The sequence below is a fragment of the Aeromicrobium sp. REDSEA-S38_B2 genome (assembly GCF_001628525.1).
Taxonomy (GTDB): domain Bacteria; phylum Actinomycetota; class Actinomycetes; order Propionibacteriales; family Nocardioidaceae; genus Aeromicrobium; species Aeromicrobium erythreum.
The window spans coordinates 1-19,063 of sequence record NZ_LUNH01000032.1; the positions used below are offsets into that span (position 1 = coordinate 1).

Annotated in this window: 21 protein-coding genes; 7 read left to right on the plus strand and 14 right to left on the minus strand. The window is 72.8% G+C overall.

The window, feature by feature from the left end:
* Positions 1 to 459 precede the first annotated feature (459 nt).
* The 3 genes from A6Q81_RS07865 to A6Q81_RS07875 all read right to left on the minus strand — a co-directional run bounded on the left by A6Q81_RS07865 (position 460) and on the right by A6Q81_RS07875 (position 4,280).
* Complete coding sequence (locus A6Q81_RS07865) at positions 460 to 1,857, minus strand: class II fumarate hydratase (RefSeq protein WP_067859356.1); 1,398 nt, start codon at positions 1,855 to 1,857, stop codon at positions 460 to 462.
* Positions 1,858 to 1,933: 76 nt separating this feature from the next.
* Complete coding sequence (locus tag A6Q81_RS07870; RefSeq protein WP_286690093.1) at positions 1,934 to 3,634, minus strand: fumarate hydratase; 1,701 nt, start codon at positions 3,632 to 3,634, stop codon at positions 1,934 to 1,936.
* 22 nt (positions 3,635 to 3,656) lie between these two features.
* Positions 3,657 to 4,280: a polyamine aminopropyltransferase gene (locus A6Q81_RS07875; protein ID WP_286690094.1), complete on the minus strand. Its 624-nt coding sequence runs from the start codon at positions 4,278 to 4,280 to the stop codon at positions 3,657 to 3,659.
* A 114-nt stretch (positions 4,281 to 4,394) separates the two neighbouring features.
* On the opposite strand from A6Q81_RS07875, the gene A6Q81_RS07880 reads away from it, so the two are divergent.
* Positions 4,395 to 4,751, plus strand: a complete 357-nt coding sequence (locus tag A6Q81_RS07880; RefSeq protein ID WP_067859348.1) for a VOC family protein — start codon at positions 4,395 to 4,397, stop codon at positions 4,749 to 4,751.
* Between the two features lie 30 nt (positions 4,752 to 4,781).
* Here the strand turns inward: A6Q81_RS07880 and A6Q81_RS07885 are convergent, their stop codons facing one another.
* A complete protein-coding gene (locus tag A6Q81_RS07885; RefSeq protein WP_067859345.1) occupies positions 4,782 to 5,681 on the minus strand; it encodes an alpha/beta fold hydrolase in 900 nt (299 codons plus the stop codon).
* A 65-nt stretch (positions 5,682 to 5,746) separates the two neighbouring features.
* Between A6Q81_RS07885 and A6Q81_RS07890 the strand changes: the two genes are divergently transcribed.
* Positions 5,747 to 6,355, plus strand: a complete 609-nt coding sequence (locus A6Q81_RS07890; RefSeq protein ID WP_286690095.1) for a GrpB family protein — start codon at positions 5,747 to 5,749, stop codon at positions 6,353 to 6,355.
* 9 nt (positions 6,356 to 6,364) lie between these two features.
* Here A6Q81_RS07890 and A6Q81_RS07895 read toward each other — a convergent pair whose 3' ends face one another.
* Genes A6Q81_RS07895 through A6Q81_RS07920 form a run of 6 tightly spaced genes read right to left on the minus strand, consistent with a single transcriptional unit; the run spans position 6,365 to position 11,218 of the window.
* Positions 6,365 to 7,084 (minus strand): class I SAM-dependent methyltransferase, encoded by a 720-nt coding sequence (locus A6Q81_RS07895; RefSeq protein WP_286690096.1) that lies wholly within the window; start codon positions 7,082 to 7,084, stop codon positions 6,365 to 6,367.
* Positions 7,085 to 7,130: 46 nt separating this feature from the next.
* Entirely contained in the window at positions 7,131 to 8,138 is a 1,008-nt protein-coding gene (gene glpX / locus A6Q81_RS07900) for a class II fructose-bisphosphatase (RefSeq protein WP_144433772.1), read from the minus strand.
* 29 nt (positions 8,139 to 8,167) lie between these two features.
* A complete protein-coding gene (locus tag A6Q81_RS07905) occupies positions 8,168 to 9,223 on the minus strand; it encodes a sulfate/molybdate ABC transporter ATP-binding protein (RefSeq protein ID WP_286690097.1) in 1,056 nt (351 codons plus the stop codon).
* A complete protein-coding gene (locus tag A6Q81_RS07910; protein WP_335338723.1) occupies positions 9,220 to 10,065 on the minus strand; it encodes an ABC transporter permease in 846 nt (281 codons plus the stop codon). Before A6Q81_RS07910 ends, A6Q81_RS07905 begins: the two co-directional genes overlap by 4 nt.
* The gene (gene modA / locus A6Q81_RS07915) at positions 10,062 to 10,832 is read right to left on the minus strand and encodes a molybdate ABC transporter substrate-binding protein (protein ID WP_286690098.1); all 771 of its coding nucleotides are present in this window, start codon (positions 10,830 to 10,832) and stop codon (positions 10,062 to 10,064) included. The genes A6Q81_RS07910 and modA overlap by 4 nt, the downstream gene beginning before the upstream one ends.
* Positions 10,829 to 11,218 (minus strand): TOBE domain-containing protein, encoded by a 390-nt coding sequence (locus A6Q81_RS07920; protein ID WP_286690099.1) that lies wholly within the window; start codon positions 11,216 to 11,218, stop codon positions 10,829 to 10,831. Before A6Q81_RS07920 ends, modA begins: the two co-directional genes overlap by 4 nt.
* Positions 11,219 to 11,298: 80 nt before the next feature.
* Between A6Q81_RS07920 and A6Q81_RS07925 the strand changes: the two genes are divergently transcribed.
* Entirely contained in the window at positions 11,299 to 11,829 is a 531-nt protein-coding gene (locus A6Q81_RS07925) for a DUF4245 domain-containing protein (RefSeq protein WP_286690100.1), read from the plus strand.
* Here the strand turns inward: A6Q81_RS07925 and A6Q81_RS07930 are convergent.
* Positions 11,808 to 12,050, minus strand: coding sequence for an exodeoxyribonuclease VII small subunit (locus A6Q81_RS07930; protein WP_067859329.1), 243 nt, complete (start codon positions 12,048 to 12,050; stop codon positions 11,808 to 11,810). The genes A6Q81_RS07925 and A6Q81_RS07930 overlap by 22 nt on opposite strands.
* Positions 12,040 to 13,254 (minus strand): exodeoxyribonuclease VII large subunit, encoded by a 1,215-nt coding sequence (gene xseA, locus A6Q81_RS07935; protein ID WP_286690101.1) that lies wholly within the window; start codon positions 13,252 to 13,254, stop codon positions 12,040 to 12,042. Before xseA ends, A6Q81_RS07930 begins: the two co-directional genes overlap by 11 nt.
* Before the next feature lie 190 nt (positions 13,255 to 13,444).
* Between xseA and A6Q81_RS07940 the strand changes: the two genes are divergently transcribed.
* The 3 genes from A6Q81_RS07940 to A6Q81_RS07950 are packed head-to-tail and all read left to right on the plus strand — an operon-like array spanning position 13,445 to position 15,810.
* Positions 13,445 to 14,434 (plus strand): 4-hydroxy-3-methylbut-2-enyl diphosphate reductase, encoded by a 990-nt coding sequence (locus tag A6Q81_RS07940; RefSeq protein WP_067859325.1) that lies wholly within the window; start codon positions 13,445 to 13,447, stop codon positions 14,432 to 14,434.
* Positions 14,435 to 14,452: 18 nt separating this feature from the next.
* Positions 14,453 to 15,349: a serine hydrolase domain-containing protein gene (locus A6Q81_RS07945; RefSeq protein ID WP_067859323.1), complete on the plus strand. Its 897-nt coding sequence runs from the start codon at positions 14,453 to 14,455 to the stop codon at positions 15,347 to 15,349.
* Positions 15,346 to 15,810 (plus strand): hypothetical protein, encoded by a 465-nt coding sequence (locus tag A6Q81_RS07950; protein WP_286690102.1) that lies wholly within the window; start codon positions 15,346 to 15,348, stop codon positions 15,808 to 15,810. The genes A6Q81_RS07945 and A6Q81_RS07950 overlap by 4 nt, the downstream gene beginning before the upstream one ends.
* Positions 15,811 to 15,837: 27 nt before the next feature.
* Here the strand turns inward: A6Q81_RS07950 and ggt are convergent, their stop codons facing one another.
* Entirely contained in the window at positions 15,838 to 17,667 is a 1,830-nt protein-coding gene (ggt, locus tag A6Q81_RS07955; protein ID WP_286690103.1) for a gamma-glutamyltransferase, read from the minus strand.
* Positions 17,668 to 17,802: 135 nt separating this feature from the next.
* Between ggt and A6Q81_RS07960 the strand changes: the two genes are divergently transcribed.
* Entirely contained in the window at positions 17,803 to 18,243 is a 441-nt protein-coding gene (locus A6Q81_RS07960; protein ID WP_286690104.1) for a YdeI/OmpD-associated family protein, read from the plus strand.
* Here the strand turns inward: A6Q81_RS07960 and A6Q81_RS07965 are convergent.
* Complete coding sequence (locus A6Q81_RS07965) at positions 18,233 to 19,063, minus strand: class I SAM-dependent methyltransferase (RefSeq protein ID WP_286690105.1); 831 nt, start codon at positions 19,061 to 19,063, stop codon at positions 18,233 to 18,235. The genes A6Q81_RS07960 and A6Q81_RS07965 overlap by 11 nt on opposite strands.

A 19,063-nucleotide genomic window follows, 5' to 3' on the forward strand; every position in this document is an offset into this window, starting at 1 on the left:
TATCGAGACCATTCCAAGCAGACGCTGGTGGTTGGGTCGCGCTGAGCCGTTGTCGGGTGGTCTCGATACGCAGGACTTCGCAAGCTCGTCCTGACTACTCGACCAGCGGATCCTGCCGCTGGTCGAGTAGCGCGGAGCCGCGAGGGACGAGCGTGCTCCGGGCGTATCGAGACCATTCCAAGCAGACGCTGGTGGTTGGGTCGCGCTGAGCCGTTGTCGGGTGGTCTCGATACGTCAGGACTTCGCAAGCTCGTCCTGACTACTCGACCAGCGGCGGGTTCCGCTGGTCGAGTAGCGCGGAGCCGCGAGGGACGAGCGTGCTCCGTGCGTATCGACACCACTCTGGGCTGTCGCTGGGGGTTGGCCCGCGCTGAGCCGTTCGCGGGTGGTCTCGATACGGCGACGCGGCGTTCGTTCCTCACGCGCGGCGCCTGCTCGACCAGCGGAGCTGGACGCTGGTCAGGGGTGGGTCATGCTCATGACGTCGAGGGCGGCGTCGAGCTCGGCCTCGGTCAGGTCGCCGCGCTCGACGTAGCCGTCCTCGACCACGACCTCGCGGATCGTCTTGCGCTCCTTGACGGCCTTCTTCGCGACCTTCGCGGCGTTCTCGTAGCCGATGTGGCGGTTGAGGGGCGTCACGACCGAGGGGCTCGACTCCGCCAGCTCGAGGCAGCGCTCGACGTTGGCCGTGATGCCGTCGACGCACCGGTCGGCGAGCACGCGCGACGTGTTGCCGAGCAGCCGGATCGACTCGAGGACGTTGCGGCCGATGACGGGCAGCTGCACGTTCAGCTCGAACGACCCCGACGCGCCGGCGTAGGTGATGGTCGCGTCATTGCCGATGACCTGCGCGCAGACCATGAGCGTCGCCTCCGGCAGGACGGGGTTCACCTTGCCGGGCATGATGCTCGACCCGGGCTGCAGGTCGGGCAGGTTGATCTCGCCCAGGCCGGTGCGCGGGCCCGAGCCCATCCAGCGCAGGTCGTTGCAGATCTTCGTGAGGCTGACCGCGACCGTGCGCAGCGCGCCGGACAGCTCGACGATCCCGTCGCGCGCGCCCTGCGCCTCGAAGTGGTCGGTGGCCTCGGTGATCGGCAGGCCGGTGTCGGCGGCGAGGATCTCGATGACGCGCTGGGGGAAGCCGGCGGGGGTGTTGATGCCGGTGCCGACGGCGGTGCCGCCCAGCGGGACCTCGGCGGCCGACGGCAGCGCACGCTCGACGCGGGCGATGCCCTTGCGCACCTGCGCGGCGTAGCCGGCGAACTCCTGGCCGAGCGTCACGGGCGTGGCGTCCATGAGGTGCGTGCGACCCGACTTGACGACCTCGGCGAGCTCCTCGGCCTTGCGCTCGAGCGACTGCGCGAGGTGGTCGAGGTCGGGCAGCAGCTGGTTGACGGTCGACGCCGTCGCGGCCACGTGGATCGACGTCGGGAAGACGTCGTTGCTCGACTGCGACGCGTTGACGTGGTCGTTCGGGTGCACGTCGCGACCGAGCGAGCGGGTCGCGAGCGTGGCGATGACCTCGTTGGTGTTCATGTTGCTCGACGTGCCGGAGCCGGTCTGGAAGACGTCGATGGGGAAGTGCGCGTCGTGGGCGCCGCTGGCCACCTCCTGCGCGGCCGCGACGATCGCGTCCGCGAGGTCGCCGTCGAGGATGCCGAGCTCGGCGTTCGCCCGGGCGCACGCGGCCTTGATCTGCGCGAGCGCCTTGATCTGGGCCGGCTCGATCGGGGTGCCGGAGATCGGGAAGTTCTCGACCGCGCGCTGCGTCTGGGCCCGCCAGAGAGCGTCGGCGGGGACCCTCACCTCACCCATGGTGTCGTGCTCGATGCGCCAGGCCGTGTCGTTCTCGCTCATGCCCCCACGCTAGCGCGAGCCGTCCGGACGGCGACCCGGACGTCGCGAAGGGGTGGGAGGGCGCGGGGGAGGCGGGTTACTGGGCCGAGCGCACCCGCAGGCCCGTGACGGGCACGGTCACCGTCCCCGACGGGTCGGTGAAGAAGTCGTTGCCCTTGTCGTCGACGACGATGAAGGCCGGGAAGTCCTCGACCTCGATCTTCCAGACCGCCTCCATGCCGAGCTCGGGGTACTCGATGACCTCCTGGCTGCGGATGCAGTCCTGCGCGAGCCGGGCGGCGGGTCCGCCGATGGAACCCAGGTAGAAGCCGCCGTAGGCGTCGCAGGCCTCGGTCACCTGCTTGCTGCGATTGCCCTTGGCGAGCATGACCAGCGACCCGCCTGCCTCCTGGAAGCGTCGCACGTAGGAGTCCATGCGGCCTGCGGTGGTGGGGCCGAACGAGCCCGACGCCATGCCCTCGGGCGTCTTGGCCGGTCCGGCGTAGTAGACGGGGTGGTCCTTGAGGTACTGCGGCATCGGCTCGCCGGCCTCGAGCCGCTCGGCGATCTTCGCGTGGGCGATGTCGCGGGCGACGACGAGCGGGCCGGTGAGCGACAGGCGCGTCTTCACCGGGTACTGCGACAGCTGCGCCCGGATCTCGTCCATCGGCCGGGTCAGGTCGACCTGCACGACCTCGCCGCCACTGATGTCCTCGGCCGTGCCGGCGTCGGGCATGTACTGCGCGGGGTCGGTCTCGAGCTGCTCGAGGAAGACGCCCTCGGGCGTGATCTTCGCCCGCGCCTGGCGGTCGGCCGAGCACGAGACCGCGATCGCCACCGGGCACGACGCGCCGTGACGCGGCAGGCGCACGACGCGGACGTCGTGGCAGAAGTACTTGCCGCCGAACTGGGCGCCGATGCCGAAGGACTGGGTGAGCTCGAAGACCTGCTGCTCGAGCTCGACGTCGCGGAACCCGTGCGCGCTCATCGAGCCTTCCGTGGGCAGCTCGTCGAGGTAGTGCGCGGAGGCGTACTTGGCCGTCTTGAGGGCGAACTCCGCCGACGTCCCGCCGATCACGACGGCCAGGTGGTACGGCGGGCAGGCCGCGGTGCCGAGGCTCTTGATCTTCTCGTCGAGGAACTCCAGGAGCCGTGTGGGGTTCAGGATCGCCTTCGTCTCCTGGAACAGGAAGGACTTGTTGGCCGAGCCGCCGCCCTTGGCCATGAAGAGGAACGAGTACTCCGGGGTGGGCTTGGTGCCGGGGGAGGAGTAGAGCTCGATCTGCGCCGGCAGGTTGGTGCCGGTGTTCTTCTCCTCGTAGGTGGTGAGGGGTGCGAGCTGGCTGTACCGCAAGTTGAGCTGCGTGTACGCGTCGTGCACACCGCGACTGATGGCCTCGGCGTCGTCGGCGCCCGTGAGCACGCCCTCGGACTTCTTGCCCATGACGATCGCGGTGCCGGTGTCCTGGCACATCGGCAGCACGCCGCCGGCGGAGATGTTGACGTTCTTCAGCAGGTCGAGCGCCACGAAGCGATCGTTGCCCGACGCCTCGGGATCGTCGATGATCTTCCGCAGCTGCGCGAGGTGCGCGGGCCGCAGGTAGTGGCTGATGTCGTGCATCGCCTCGGCCGTGAGCCGGCGCAGCGCCTCGGGCTCCACGTGCAGGAACGTGCGGGTGCTGCCGTCGGGGAGCACGACCTCGGAGGTCGAGACGCCCTCGGTCGTGACGAGGCGGTACGGGGTCTCGTCAGGACCCGTCGGGAGCAGGTCGGAGTACAGGAAGTCTGCGTCGGCCACGGGCAGACGATAGCGTCCGCGCTCAGCGCGCGCGGCCGGTCAGCACCCAGTAGTGCTCGGAGCGTCCCTGGAGGTCGACGGGGACGGCGACCGCCCGGACGTCGTCGAGCAGGGCCGCGAGCCGTGCGCGCAGGGGGGCAGAGTCGGCCATCGACCAGACGGCCAGGGTCCCGCCGGGCCGCAGCACGCGGGCGGCGTCGGCGAGACCGTCGGCCGCGTACACGGCGGCGTTCGTCTCGTGCACGAGGAAGTCGGGACCGTTGTCGACGTCGAGCAGGACGGCGTCGAGGCACGCGTCGGGCTGTGCGGCGACGACGTCGCGCACGTCGCCGACCGCGACGGTGCAGCGTGGGTCGTCGAGGACGGCCGGGCCGGCCCCGGCGCCTGCGCGCACGGCCGCGACGACGCCGGCGTGCAGCTCGGCGACCACCAGACGCTCGACGTCGCCGGCCAGGAGCGTCTGGGCCGTGTAGCCGAGGCCGAGCCCGCCGACGAGCACCTCGCGGGCGCCGACGTCGAGCACGAGCTCGGCGAGCAGTCGTTCGCTGGACGTCTCGACGTCGTCCATGACGAACACGCCGTTGACCCGCAGCTCCGTGGCGCCGTCGGCCCGGACCCGCACCACGACCTCGGCTGCTTCGTCCACGCCCGCACCCTAGCGCCCGAGCTTCACCACGTTTCGGTACGTGATCGCCCGTTCCGGGCGGCGGCGAGGGCGATGACGTACCGAAACGTCGGGGGAGGGGCCTAGCGTCGGGTCATGGCACACACCCACCACGGCATCGACTACATCGAGATCCCTGCGCCCGACCTCGCCGCCGCGCAGCAGTTCTACGGTGACGCGTTCGGCTGGCGCTTCACCGACTACGGACCCGACTACGTCGGCATCCAGCGCGTCGAGGGGGAGGGCGAGGCGGGCGGGTTCGACCCCACCGGCACGCCGTCGACCACCGGTCCCCTCGTCCAGCTCTGGTCGGCCGACCTCGAGGCGACCCGCGACGCCGTCGTCGAGGCCGGCGGCACGGTCGTCGACGACGTGTTCGCGTTCCCCGGCGGCCGCCGCTTCCACTTCACCGATCCCGCCGGCAACCGGCTCGGTGTCTGGAGCGACGTCTAGTCCGCACGGTGTCCCGCGTCGGGGCCGTGGTCAGGCGTGCTGGGCGCGCTCGACGGTGCGGACGATCGCCTCGACGATCTGGTCGTAGAGCTGGCTCGGGAGGTCGTGGGCCATGCCCTCGATCTCGACGTGCTCGGAGCCCCGCAGCGCCGCGGCCGTCGCCTTCCCGCCGGACCGGTGGACCAGCGGGTCGCGCGTGCCGTGGATGACGGTGGCGGGGACGTCGAGCCTGGCGAGGTCGGCCGTGCGGTCGGGCTGGGTCAGGATCGCCATCACCTGGCGCGTCACCCCGCTCGCCGACCAGCCGCGGTCGTAGGTCTCGTAGGCGCGGTCGCGCGCGAACTCGGGGTCGGTCGGGTAGTCCGGCGACGCGATCATCTGGGTGCCTCGCAGCGAGCGCTCCACGTACTCGTCGCGCGTGTGGCCGGCCTTGCTGAGCAGGGCAGGCAGCAGCTTGGGGTTCTGGTAGCCGACGGTGCGCCGGCCCGTGGTCGACATGATCGACACGAGCGAGCGCACCCGCTCGGGGTGCGCCACCGCCATCGTCTGGGCGATCATGCCGCCCATCGAGACGCCCACGACGTGCGCGGCCTCGACGTCGAGGTGGTCGAGCAGCCCGAAGGCGTCGTCGGCGAGGTCGCCGATCGTGTACGGCGGCGTGGTGAGGCCCACCAGCGCCTTCGCGAGGTCGATCCGGCTCACGCGGTGCTGGCGCAGCTTGGTGGAGCGGCCGGTGTCGCGGTTGTCGTAGCGCACGACGAACAGCCCGTGCGCGACGAGCTGCTCGCAGAACGCGACGTCCCACCATCCCATCGGGCCGCCGAGGCCCATGACCAGCAGCACGGGAGGGTCGGCGGGGTCGCCGAACGTCTCGTAGCAGAGGTCGATGCCCGACGGCAGGTGCGCGAACTGTTCTCCGGAGCCGGCCATGCAGGTGATGGTACGAGGAGTCGGGGGCTGGGGCAGGCCGGACGAGACCGGATACGGTCGTCGACGTGGCCACGCCCGAGGAGATCGTCCGCTTCGACGACGTCGAGCCCCCGCCAGGTGCGTCGCCGTGGGTCGACGGGGCCGGGCCCGGACGCGACGTCGTCGTGGTCGAGCCCGACCCTGCCTGGACCGAGCAGGCTGCCCGGCTCGTCGACACCGTGGGGGCTGCGCTCGGCAGGACCGCCGTGAGCGTCGAGCACGTCGGGTCGACGTCGGTGCCGGGCCTCGCGGCCAAACCGCTGCTCGACCTCCTCCTCGTGGTGCCCGACCCCGACGACGAGGACGCCTACGTGCCGGCGCTGGAGTCGCAGGGCTTCCGGCTCGTGGTCCGTGAGCCGTGGTGGCAGGGCCACCGTCTGCTGCGCCACCACGACCCGCGCACCAACCTGCACGTCTTCCACGCGGACGGCGCGGAGGTCGCGCGCATGCGGATGTTCCGCGACTGGCTGCGCACCCACCCCGACGACCGCGACCTCTACGCCGACGCCAAGCGTGCCGCGTCGGCCGCAGCGAGCGACGCAGGCGAGCACGTCATGCAGTACAACGCCCGCAAGCAGGACGTGGTGCGCGCGATCCACGCCCGCATGTTCGCGGCGCACGGGTACCCCGTCTGACGCCGGCGCTCAGGCAGGTCTGCGGAACAGCGCGGTGAGCAGGAACGCCTCGCCGAAGCGACCCGTGCCCCGCTGCTCGCGCATGGGGCGGACCTCGACGGGCTCGAGGTCGTCGAAGATCCACCGCAGGTCGTCGGCGGTGAACGCGATCCCGCCCTCGAGCCCGCCGCGCAGGTAGAGCTGTTCGTCGGGCGCCCCCGTGCCCATGAAGCCGTCGTGGAAGCACACGACGCCGAACCAGCCGCCGGGAGCGAGCACGCGGTCGAGGAGGCGCCGGTAGGCGACGCGACGGTGGGGCGGCAGGTGGTGCAGGCAGCCGGAGTCGTACACGAGCTCGTAGGGCCCGGCGAGCACGTCGCCGACGCCGCCGAACGCGTCGCCCACGTGGTACCGCGGCGACGCGCTGGCGTGGTCCTCCTGCTCCCGCGCCCACGCGACCGCGGTCGCCGAGAGGTCGACGGCATCGACGGCGGCGCCGACGGACGTCAGGTAGCGGCTGTTGCGGCCCGTCCCGCAGCCGAGGTCGAGGGCGCGTCGGGGCCGCACCTCGCCCGCCTCGACCCAGGCGGCCAGGTTCTCGTCAGGGGCGTCGACGAAGAACGGCACGGGCCGGGACCGGTCGGTGTAGAAGTCGTCCCACCAGGCCGCGCCGGCGCCGTCGGTCCAGCGGTCGGCGGTCGACGTGAACAGGTCGTCCATGAGCGCGAGCACGTCGTCGACACTGCGCACGTGCCGCGCCCGTGGTCGCTCCTGCACCTCGACCCCCGACGTCGGCTCAGCGCTCGTAGTCGATGGCCGAGTAGGCCTTGAGCTTCGTCAGCTGGTGCTCGCTGGTGATCTTGCGGATCGTGCCGCTGCGCGAGCGCATCACGAGCGACTCGGTGAACGCCTTGCCCTTGGCGTAGCGGACGCCGTCGAGCAGCTCGCCGTCGGTGATGCCGGTGGCGACGAAGAAGCAGTCGTCGGCGACGACGAGGTCGTCGGTGAGCAGCACCCGGTCGAGGTCGTGCCCGGCGTCGATGGCGCGCTGGCGCTCGTCGTCGTCGGTGGGCGCGAGCCGACCCTGGATGACACCGCCGATCGCCTTGATGGCGCAGGCCGTGATGATCCCCTCGGGCGTGCCGCCCGTGCCGACGAGCAGGTCGACGCCGGTGTCGGGGCGCGCCGCGACGATGGCACCGGCCACGTCGCCGTCGCTGATGAACTTGATGCGCGCACCCGCGTCGCGGATCTCCTGCACCAGGGCGGCGTGGCGGGGCCGGTCGAGCACGCAGACGGTGACGTCGCTGTTGCTGATGCCCTTGGCCTTGGCGACGAGGGCGATGTTCTTGGACACCGGGAGGCGGATGTCGACCTGGTCGGCGGCCTCCGGGCCGGCCACCAGCTTCTCCATGTAGAAGACGGCCGACGGGTCGTACATGGACCCGCGGGGCGCGACGGCCATGACCGAGATCGCGTTGGGCATGCCCTTCGCGCACAGGGTCGTGCCGTCGATCGGGTCGACCGCCACGTCGCACTCGGCGCCGGAGCCGTCGCCGACCTGCTCGCCGTTGAACAGCATGGGCGCCTCGTCCTTCTCGCCCTCGCCGATGACGACGACGCCGTCCATGGTGACGGTGTTGATGAGGCTCCGCATCGCGTTGACGGCGACGCCGTCGGCGCCGTTCTTGTCGCCGCGCCCGACCCAGCGACCGGCGGCCATGGCACCGGCCTCCGTGACACGGACGAGGTCCAGGGCGAGGTTGCGGTCCGGGGCTTGGGCGGCGGGCTGCAGGCTTTCCACGCTCCGCACCCTACCGGCGTCGGCGCCGGTCAGAGGCCGTGCACCTGCACTTCGCTCGCCTTGACCACCAGGTGGACGCGTCGACCGGGCTCCAGGAGCAGGTCGGCGACGGCGTCGACCGTCACGTCGGCACTGACGACGTCGGTGCGCACGAGTGCTCGCCGACCACGCGGCTCGACGGCCGTGACCGTGGCCGGCCAGACGTTGCGGGGGCTGCCGGCGGGCGCCTCCAGGTGCACGGCGACGGCGGCCGGGTCGAGCACGGCCACCGCGGGCGCCCCGGCCGGGGGCGTGGAGCCGGAGGCGTGGACGACGAGTCCCTCGGGCGTGTGCAGGCCCGGTGACGTCGCCGTGCCGCGCAGCAGGTTGAGCCCGGCGAGCTCGGCGGCGAAGACGCTGCGCGGCTGCTCGAGCACGCGCTGGGTGGGGCCGACGTCGACGACGCGGCCGTGCTCGACGACGGCCAGCGTGTCGGTGAGCAGCAGGGCGTCCAGCACGTCGTGGGTGACGAGCACGGCGGTGCGGCCGGCGTCGCGACGTCGACGCAGCACCTGCGCGAGGATCGTTCGCAGCTGCGGGACGACGGCGGCGTCGAGCGCGGCCATCGGCTCGTCGAGCAGCAGCACGCCAGGATCGGGGGCGAGAGCGCGCGCGAGGGCCACCCGCGCTGCCTGCCCGCCCGACAGCGTGCCGGGCCGCCGGTCGGCGAGGTCGGTGCACCCGAGCTCGGTCAGCCGGTCGTGGGCGATCCTCTCCGCCTCGGCGCGCGAGGCCCCACGGCTGCGCGGCCCGAAGGCGACGTTCGCGACGACGTCGAGGTGGGGGAACAGCAGCGGCTCCTGCGCGAGCAGCCCGACCCCGCGTGCGTGCGGCGGTGTCCACCGACCCGTCGCGGTGTCCACGAGCACGCGACCGTCGACCTCGAGGCGCGCGTGCGGGGGTCGCAGCGTGCCGGCGAGCGCCGCGAGCACGGTCGACTTGCCTGCGCCGTTGGGTCCGACCAGCCCCAGCGTGCTGCCGGCGGCGACGTCGAGCGCGAGGTCGACGTCGCGCTCGGGCACCTGCACGCGCAGCGCGATGCTCATGAGCGACCCTCGCGGCCGCGCACGAGCACGATGACGAGCACGGCCACCACGACGAGCAGCAGGGAGAGCGCGACGGCGGCGTCGGGGTCGGTCTCGCGCTGCAGGTAGATCTCGAGCGGCAGCGTGCGGGTGACGCCCTGCAGGCTGCCCGCGAAGGTGATGGTGGCACCGAACTCCCCGAGCGCCCGCGCGAACGCGAGGACCGCGCCGGACACCAGGCCAGGGAGGACGAGCGGCAGGCTGACCCGGCGCAGCACGGTCGAGGGCCGGGCCCCGAGCGTGGCGGCGACGGTCTCGTAGCGGTGCCCGGCGGTGCGCAGGCTGCCCTCGAGGCTGATCACGAGGAAGGGCAGCGCCACGAACGTCTGGGCGAGGACCACGGCCGTGGTCGAGAACGCGACTTGCACGCCGAGCACCTCGAGGCTCGACCCGAGCAGGCCGCGGCGCCCGAAGGTCGCGAGCAGGGCGATGCCGCCGACGACGGGCGGCAGGACGAGGGGCAGCAGGACGAACGCGCGCAGCAGGGCCTGCCCCGGGAACCGGGTGCGGGCGAGCACGAACGCCATCGGCACGCCCAGCAGCACGCACAGCACGGTGGAGGCCGCGGCGGTGCGCAGGCTGAGCCACAGCGCCGCACGCGACGACTCCGACGTCAGCAGCGCTGGGAGGTCCGACCAGTCGACGCGGGTGAGCAGCGCGACGACGGGCACGACCACGAGCGCGGCACCGAGCGCCGCGGGCAGCCAGACCCACCGGGGGAGGTCCCCGGCCGTGCGCTGGGTGCGTCGGGCCCCCGTGCCCCGCTGCACGTCGGGCGCGAGCGGCGCGCCCCCAGGGCTCACGGTCGGGCGAAGCCGGCCGCGCGCAGCACCTTCTGGCCCTGCGAGCCGGTCACCAGCTCGACCCAGTCGCGGGCCAGGCTGGGCTGCTTGGCGTCCGAGAGCACCGCGATCGGGTAGGTGTTGACGACCTGTGAGGCCTGCGGCACGTCGACGGTCCGGACGTCGTCGCCGGCGCCCTTCGCGTCGGTCACGTAGACGAGCCCGGCGTCGGCCTCGCCCGACGTCACCTTCGTGAGCACGTCGGTGACCGACTGCTCCTCGCTGTCGGGCGCCAGCGTGACGCCGGCGGCGGTGGCGAGCTTCTGCGCGGCGCTGCCGCAGGGCACCTGCGGAGCGCAGACCACGACGTCGAGGTCGGGGTTCGCGAGGTCGTCGAGCGACGTGACGTCGCCCGGGTTGTCCGGAGGCGTGACGATCACGAGCGTGTTCGACGCGAAGTCCTGGGGGTCGCCGGCGACGAGGTCGTCGCCGACGAGCGTGTCCATGTTCTTCTCGTCGGCGGAGGCGAAGACGTCCGCGGGCGCGCCCTCGCTGATCTGCGAGACGAGGTCGGAGGAGCCGCCGAAGCTCAGCTGCACGGTGACGCCCTCGTTCGCGGCCTCGAACTCCTTCGCCAGCTCGGTGAAGGTGCCCTTGAGCGACGCCGCGGCGTAGACGACGAGCGTGCTGTCGACGTCGGCCCGCGGGTCGACGGCGTCGTCGTTGCCGCACGCGGCGAGGGGGAGCAGCAGGGCAGCGGCGGCTGCGGCGGTCGCGAGCCTCTTCATGACGGGACCTCCAGGGAGACGTTGGTGGACTTGACGGTCGCCCAGGCGACGCTGCCGGGCTCGAGCCCGAGCGCGTCGACGGACTCGCGGCTGACGAGGGAGACGACGCGGTACGGACCGCAGACCAGCTCGACCTGCGCCATCACCGTGTCGGTGGTGATACGGGTGACGATCCCGCGCAGCTGGTTGCGGGCGCTCGTGTGCTCGGGTCCGTGGTCGGGCGTGGCCGCGTGCTCGGCGGCGAGACGCGCCAGCTCGGTGCCCTCGATGCCCGCCCGGCCGTCGACGTCGACCGGGCTGAACCGACCCTGCTGCTGCCAGCGACGTAGGGTGTCATCGCTGACGCCGATCAATGCTGCGGCGTCGGAGAGCTTGTGCACGACCATGCTGCGGAGCGTAGCCGCACTCGCGGCGGCGTGCCGACGAACGGGCCGCGTCTGCGGCGAGATCACTTCCTGGAGGACGCATGGCCGGCTCGAGTCGCGGCAACCCGAAGCTCGGCGACATCATCCGGTCGGTCGGCGTGCTCGGTGTCGGCCTGCTCGTCGTCTGGGGGGTGGCGCACCTCTTCTACGGCAACGCGCCGAAGGAGCCGCAGGTGCCGGCGGTCGACTACGCGGCGGTGCTGCCCGGGGCCGAGCGCGAGACGGGCGCCGACCTGCTCGCGCCCACGTCGCTGCCCGAGGGCTGGAAGGTGACGTCGTCGCGGGTGCGTGAGGAGGTGTGGAGCCTCGGCACGCTGACCGACGACCAGCGCTTCATCGGCATCCAGCAGGCGCCGGGCGCCGAGGAGGCCACGGTCGAGGAGCTGGTGCCGGGCAGCGAGCGCGTCGCCGAGGTCGAGATCGGCGACCAGACGTGGACGCGCTGGTCGTCGCCCGACGACGAGACCACGTACTCGCGCGTGGTCCCGGGGCCGCGGGAGGACACGACCGCCGTCGTGACGAGCGACGTCGACCGGACGACGCTCGAGCGCTACGTCGCGTCGCTGTCCTGAGCCTCGTCGTCACCGCGGGCGGCGCGGTCGAGGCGCTCGCGCGCGCCGTCGAGCCAGCGCTGGCACACGGTGGCGAGCTGCTCGCCGCGCTCCCAGAGCGCGAGCGACTCCTCGAGGCCGACGCCGCCGGTTTCGAGGCGCTGCACCACGGACACCAGCTCCTCGCGAGCCTGCTCGTAGGAGAGGTCGAGGGTGGTGTCGGGCTCGGGCTCAGTCGGCATGCGGGGTCTCCTCGGTGCGGTCGGTCGTGACGTGGGCGCTGCCGTCGGCGAGGCGCACCACGAAGGCGGCGGGCACGTCGGCCACGGAGGTGAGCACGTGCCCGTCGGTGGTCTGCGCGACCGCGTAGCCGCGCTCGAGGGTGGCGAGCGGCGACAGCGCCCGCACGCGCGCGAGGTGGTGCCCGACGGTGTCGTGCTCACGGTCGAGCCGGTGCCGCAGGGCGCGGTCGGCGCGCTCGCGCAGGTGGGTGAGCGCGTCGTGCTGCGCGTCCACGAGCACGTGCGGCGCGGCGAGGACGGGGCGTGAGCGCAGCTGCGCCAGTCCGTGCGCCTCGCGGTCGACGAGGGCCGTGACCGCCCGCCGCAGCCGCGATCGCGCGTGGGCGATGCGGTCCTGCTCCTCGGCGGCGTCGGGGACCACGCGCTTGGCGGCGTCGGTGGGCGTGGAGGCGCGGACGTCGGCGACGAGGTCGAGCAGGGGCGTGTCCTGCTCGTGCCCGATGGCGCTGACCACGGGCACCCGGCAGGCGTGCACCGCGCGCACGAGCGACTCGTCGGAGAACGGCAGGAGGTCCTCCAGTGACCCTCCGCCGCGGGCGACGACGAGCACGTCGACCTGGGGCGCGAGCTCCTGCACGGCGGCGACGACGTCGCGCGCCGAGCCGGCCCCCTGCATGAGGGCGTGACGGACGACGAAGCGGACGCCCGGCCACCGCAGGCGCGCGTTCTCGAGCACGTCGCGCTCGGCGGCCGAGGCGCGTCCGGTGACCAGCCCGACGGTGCCGGGCAGGAACGGCAGCGGCTTCTTGAGCCGGACGTCGAAGAGCCCCTCGGCGGCGAGCAGCTGCTTGCGTCGCTCGAGCTGGGCGAGCAGCTCGCCCTCGCCGGCGGGTCGGATCTCGCGCACCTGCAGGGTGAGCGAGCCGTTCGGCTCGTAGAACTCCGGCCGCGCGTGCACGACCACCCGCGCGCCCTCGGTGACGGGCGCCGCGGACGCGTCGAGGACGGACACGTGGCAGGTGGCGCGGATCGAGAGGGTGGCCCGCAGGTCGCGGAGGACGAGGAAGCAGACGCCGGGCCGTCGGGTCAGCTGCGCCACCTCGGCCTCGACCCAGATCGCCCCCAGCCGCCCCACCCACTGCCCGATCAGCGTCGACACCTGCCGCAGGGGCGCGGGGGAGTCCGCCGTCGTGTCGAGCGCCATGCTCCTCAGCCTAGGAGGTGGGAGATTCCCAGGTCGCCCTGGGAATCTCCACCGGGCACGGTTTCCTCAGCGGAGCACGGAATGCTCTCCGTGCTCCGCTGAGATTTCCGTGCCTCGTCCGGGCGGTCGCCAGCGCGCGGGGGTCGCGCCGACGGGCTCGCGGTCTGTCGCCGGTCGGTACGATGCACCTATGACGACCCACGTGGACCTCGGCATGCCCCCCGTCGGTGGGAGCGTGCTCCTCGCCGACCCGCGCGGCTACTGCGCCGGCGTGGACCGCGCGGTCATCACCGTCGAGAAGGCGCTCGACCTCTACGGGGCGCCGGTGTACGTCCGCAAGCAGATCGTGCACAACAAGCACGTCGTCAACACGCTGGCCGAGCGCGGAGCGGTGTTCGTCGAGGAGCTCGACGAGGTGCCCGAGGGCGCCACGGTCGTGTTCTCCGCCCACGGCGTGTCGCCGATGGTGCACGAGCAGGCTGCCGAGCGCGGGCTGAAGACGATCGACGCCACGTGCCCGCTCGTCACCAAGGTCCACCACGAGGCGCGCCGCTTCGCCGCCGAGGACTACCGCATCCTGCTCATCGGGCACGCGGGTCACGAGGAGGTCGAGGGCACGGCGGGTGAGGCGCCCGAGCACATCACCCTCGTCGAGAGCCCGGACGACGTCGACGCCCTGGAGTTCCCCGAGGGCACCCGGCTGTCGTGGCTCTCGCAGACCACCTTGAGCGTCGACGAGACCATGGAGACGGTCCGCCGGCTGCGCGAGAAGTTCCCGCAGCTGGAGGACCCGCCGTCCGACGACATCTGCTACGCCACCCAGAACCGCCAGGTCGCGGTCAAGGAGATCGCGAAGGACGCCGACCTCGTCATCGTCGTCGGGTCCTCGAACTCCTCGAACTCGGTGCGCCTGGTCGAGGTCGCGCTCGAGGCGGGCGCGTCGGCGTCCTACCGCATCGACGACGTCAGCGAGCTCCAGGAGGAGTGGCTCGACGGTGTCGAGACCGTCGGCGTGACGTCGGGAGCCTCGGTGCCCGACGACCTGGTCCAGGACGTCCTCACCTACCTCGCCGAGCACGGCCACCCCGACGCGGCCGCCGTGCGCACCGCCGACGAGACCCTCACCTTCGCCCTCCCGCCCGAGCTGCGCCGCGACATGAAGGCCGCCGGCAAGGTCTGAGACCGACGTGGTGGGCGGATGAGCAGACGGACCAGCACGGCCGCCCTGCTCCTCGCCGGCGACGAGGAGTACTGGCGGGCGTCCGGATGGCACCGCGGCGACGCGCCGGTCCGGTGGGGCTCGGTGTCGAAGGTCCTGACGGCCGGGTTGGCCCACGCGATGGTCGAGCGCGGCACGTGGGCCTGGGACACGAGGGTCGAGGAGGTGCTCGACTCGACGTCGCCGATCACCGTGGCCGAGCTCGTCCGGCATCGGTCGGGGCTGCCGCGCACTGCGCCAGGTCAGCGCCGCGAGCTCCTCGATCCCTACCGGCGGTGGACGCGAGAGCGGTTCGATCACGACGTGCTGCCCGAGCTCGACGCGCTCGTCGACCAGCGTCGTCGGGTGGTGGGCGAGTACTCCAACCTCGGCTACGCGGTGCTGACGCGGATGCTGAAGGAGGTCGGCGGACCGTGGCTGGAGCAGGTGCGGAGCACGCTCGTCGAGCCGGCCGGTCTCGACCCGACCGCGTTCGACGTCGCCCGGAGGACCGGTGAGCGTGACGACGTCGTCGAGGCGCTGAGCATCTGGGGCCGCCCCCTCGACGAGTGGGTGATCGGCGACGGCCCGTTCGTCGGGGCGGCGGGTCTCGTGGCCACCCTCGACGACATGGCGGCGCTCGTGCGGGCCTCGGCCGACGGCGGCCTGCTCGATCCCTCTCGGCAGCCCCACGCATGGCGGGTGGACGACGGCCTGGCCGTCCACCACGGCGCTCTCATGCGCTGCGGTGCGGTGGTGGCGTGGCGTCCCGCCACAGGGATCGTGGGGGTGGCCAGCGCCGTCGGCGGACGGGCGGCCTTCGCCGACCGAAGGGCGGCGGACGTGCTGGACCAGCTGGCGTCCGCAGCGGCGTCTGAGGAGGGGGAGATGTCATGAGCGAGCACCGCATGGCCTGGCTGGTGACCACCGACGACGCGGTGGCGGTCGGCGACCCGTGGCGCGATCACGTGCTGCTCACGACCGAGGGGCTCGTGCACCGACGGCTCGACGTCGATGCCGCGGCGATGGTCGACGAGGCGACGTGGTCGTGGGCCGACGTCACCGACCTGCTCGTGTCCGCGCCGACGAGTCGCACGTCGAAGCCCGGACTCTGGGCCTTTCTCAGGGCTGCGGCAGCTGAGGCCACAGGTTGGGGCAGCACCCTGTCGTCGGTCGAGGTGGCGGCACGCATCGTTCATGCCGATGGCACCGATGCGCTGCTGCTCCTCGACGGCCACACCGGGAGCGGGTACCTCGCCGAGGACCAGGAGGAGGCGCGCGCCATGCTGCGGCGCGTGCTGGAGGACCCCGGCACTATCCCGCAGATTCGGAACCTCATCGCCCATCCTGACGCGTGAGATGGGCGATGAGGTTCCGAAACGGGGCTAGCGGCGGTCGGGTCGCACCACCAGCGCGGTGCCGCCACCGCGACGTTGCGGCTCGGCGACGGCGGTGAGGCGGCCGCGGCGGTCCTGCTCGATCGCGGCCACCGCGCCGATCTCGGCCTGCGAGGTGAACGCGTCGCCCGACGGCGTCAGCTGCTGGCCGAAGGGGGCGAGCAGGCCGCCGTACTGCTCGATGAAGGCCGGCTCGGCCGGCGTGACGGCCGCGTTGCGCTGCGACGCGCGTGGCGCGGCGACGGCCTGCGGCAACGTCATGCCGAGGTCGATGCGGTTGAGCAGCACCTGCAGCACCGTCGTGATGATGGTGGCACCACCGGGCGAGCCGACCACGTACTTCACCCGACCGCGGTCGAGCACGATCGTCGGCGACATCGACGAGCGCGGCCGCTTGCCGGGCTCGATCCGGTTCGGGTCCTTCGGGTCGTACACGGCCGTGAAGTCGGTGAGCTCGTTGTTGAGCAGGAACCCGCGCCCCGGCACCGTGATCGCCGAGCCGCCGGTCTGCTCGATGGTCAACGTGTAGGACGCGGCGTTGCCCCAGCGGTCGACGACCGAGAGGTGGGTGGTGGAGATGTTCTCGGTGTCCGGCTTCTCCTCGGCGGCCCGGGTGGTGCAGGGGTCGCCGTCGAGCGCTCCCGCCGCCACCGGCCGCTGCGACGCCTGCGTGGGGTCGATGGAGCAGGCCCGCGAGTCGGCGAAGCGCTGGCTGAGCAGGGTGCGGACGGGGACGTCGGGGACGTCGCCCACGTACGCCGCGCGGTCGGCGAACGCCCGCGCCGACGCCTCGAGGAACAGGTGCAGCGACGAGCCGAGGCGGGCGCCGCCGCCCAGGCGGTAGCCCTCGAGGATGTTCAGCGCCTCGCCGACGGCGATGCCGCCCGACGACGACGGGGCCATCCCATACACGTCGAGACCGCGGTACCGCGCGTGCGTCGGCGCCTGACGGTCGACCCGGTACGTCGCGAGGTCACGCTCGGTCAGGGAACCGGGAGGTGCCGGCAGGTCGGACGCGGGGTCCTTCGGTGGCGCCTGGACCGTGCGCGCGACGTCGCGGGCGACGGACCCGGTGTAGAAGGCGCGCGGCCCCTTCGCCGCGATCAGCGACAGCGTGCGGGCCAGCTCGGGGTTGCGGAAGGTGCTGCCGACCTGCGGTGCGTCGCCGCCGGGCAGGAACAGCCGGGCGGTGTCGGGGAAGGCCGCGAACCGGTCCTTGTTGTCGAGCGTCTGGCTGCGGAACGTCCGGTCGACCGTGAACCCCCGCTCGGCGAGCTTGATGGACGGGGCGAGCGCCTGGCGCAACGACCAGCGACCGTGGTCGCGCAGGGCGGCCTCCCAGGTGGCGGGGGTGCCTGGCACGCCGACGGCTACGCCGGAGGAGACGAGATCGGGCGTGAACCGGTACGGCTTGCCGGTGGCCGGGTCGATGAATGCGTCGCGGGTGATGCCGGCGGGCGCGGTCTCGCGACCGTCGATGGTGCTGACCTTCTTGCGCTTGGCGTCGTAGTAGACGAAGTAGCCGCCGCCCCCGATGCCCGCGCTGTACGGCTCCGTCACACCGAGCGCGGACGCGGTGGCGACCGCGGCGTCGGCCGCGTTGCCACCGCGACGCAGCACCTCCAGACCCACCTTCGAGGCCTCCGCGTCGACGGAGGCCACGGCACCGCCGGACCCGTAGGCGGTCGGCGACGCGACAGGTGGTCGCGACGGCCGCGGCCCGGCGTCGGCGGGTGTCGTGGTGGCGACGAGCGCGCTGGCCGCGAGAGCTCCTGCGGCGAGCCCGGTCACGGCGCGGACGGTCGGTCGTGCGGTCATGGTGCGGCCTCTTCCCCCGAGGACGGCCCGGTGCGGGCCCGGTCCGCCCCACGGTAGGCAGCGGGCCCGACGTGGGCAACTGCGGTGCGAGACCCCGTCCCGGCCCTACGCTGAGGGAGACCCCGGGAGGACGCCTTGACCGAGCTGCACCTAACGACCACGCTGGAGCCGCGCGGGCCCGCCGCCGCGATCGTCCTGTCCGACGAGCAGGTCGCCGTGCTCGGTGACGCGAAGGCCTTCCCCGTGGTCGTGACGATCGGCGCCTCGACCGCGCGCCTGCGGCTCGCCCGCATGGGTGGCGAGAACCTCGTGGGCCTCAGCAAGGCGGCGCGCGCCGAGCTCGGTGTGGAGGTGGGGCAGGAGGTCGACGTCGTGCTGCGCCCCGACGACGCGCCGCGCGAGGTCGAGGTGCCTGCGGCCCTGGCCGAGGCGCTCGACGCTGCCGGTCTGCGGGCCGCTTTCGACGCCCTGGCCCCGTCGCGACGCAAGGAGCACGCTCGCAGCGTGGCCGACGCGAAGGGTGACGACACCCGCGCGCGCCGCGTGCAGAAGGTGCTCGACGCCCTCAGCGGCTGAGCATCGCGACGATCGTGAAGCTGGCCGCGAGCCGCTCCGGTCGGTCGGTGAGCCGGTGCTCGCCCGGGAGGTCGGGGTGCGGCGACATGAACCCGGGCAGCGGCACCCAGGGCACGGAGTCGTGCTCGAGGACGGTCTCCAGCGTCATCCCGTGGGCGAGCAGCGCGGTGAGGATCTCGGCGAGGCCGTGCGACCACTCGTGCGACGGCAGCCCCGGCAGCGAGTGGTCGTCGGGGTCGACGTAGGACGCGGTGTCGGTGAAGACCAACGGCCGCACGTGCTCGGCGTACGGGTAGACCATCTCGATCCGCCCGTCGACGACCTCGAGCGTGCCGAGCATCGGGTGGCAGTCGCGGAAGACCAGGCGTCCACCCGGGCGCAGCAGCGCCGCGACGGTGGCCGCCCAGCGGTCGATGCTCGGGAGCCAGCACACGGCGCCGATACCGGTGTAGACGACGTCGAAGGCGCCGCGTCCCAGGACGTCGGGCGCGGCGTGCACGTCGGACTCGACGTAGGTGATCTCGGCACCGACGTCGGCCGCGAGGTGTCGGGCCTCGTCGAGGGAGGCGGGGGAGAGGTCGAGGCCGGTGACGCGTCCGCCGAGCCGGTGCAGGCTGAGGGTGTCGGTGCCGATGTGGCACTGCAGGTGGACGACGTCGAGCCCGGTGATGTCGCCGAGCCGCGGCTGGTCGAAGCGGACGACGTCGCTGATGGCGTGCGGGTCGCGGCGGTACCGGTCGAGGTCGTAGGACGTCGAGGCGGCGTGTCGCGCGGCGCGGCTGTCCCACATGGCTCGGTTGAGCCGCTGGTACTCCTCCAC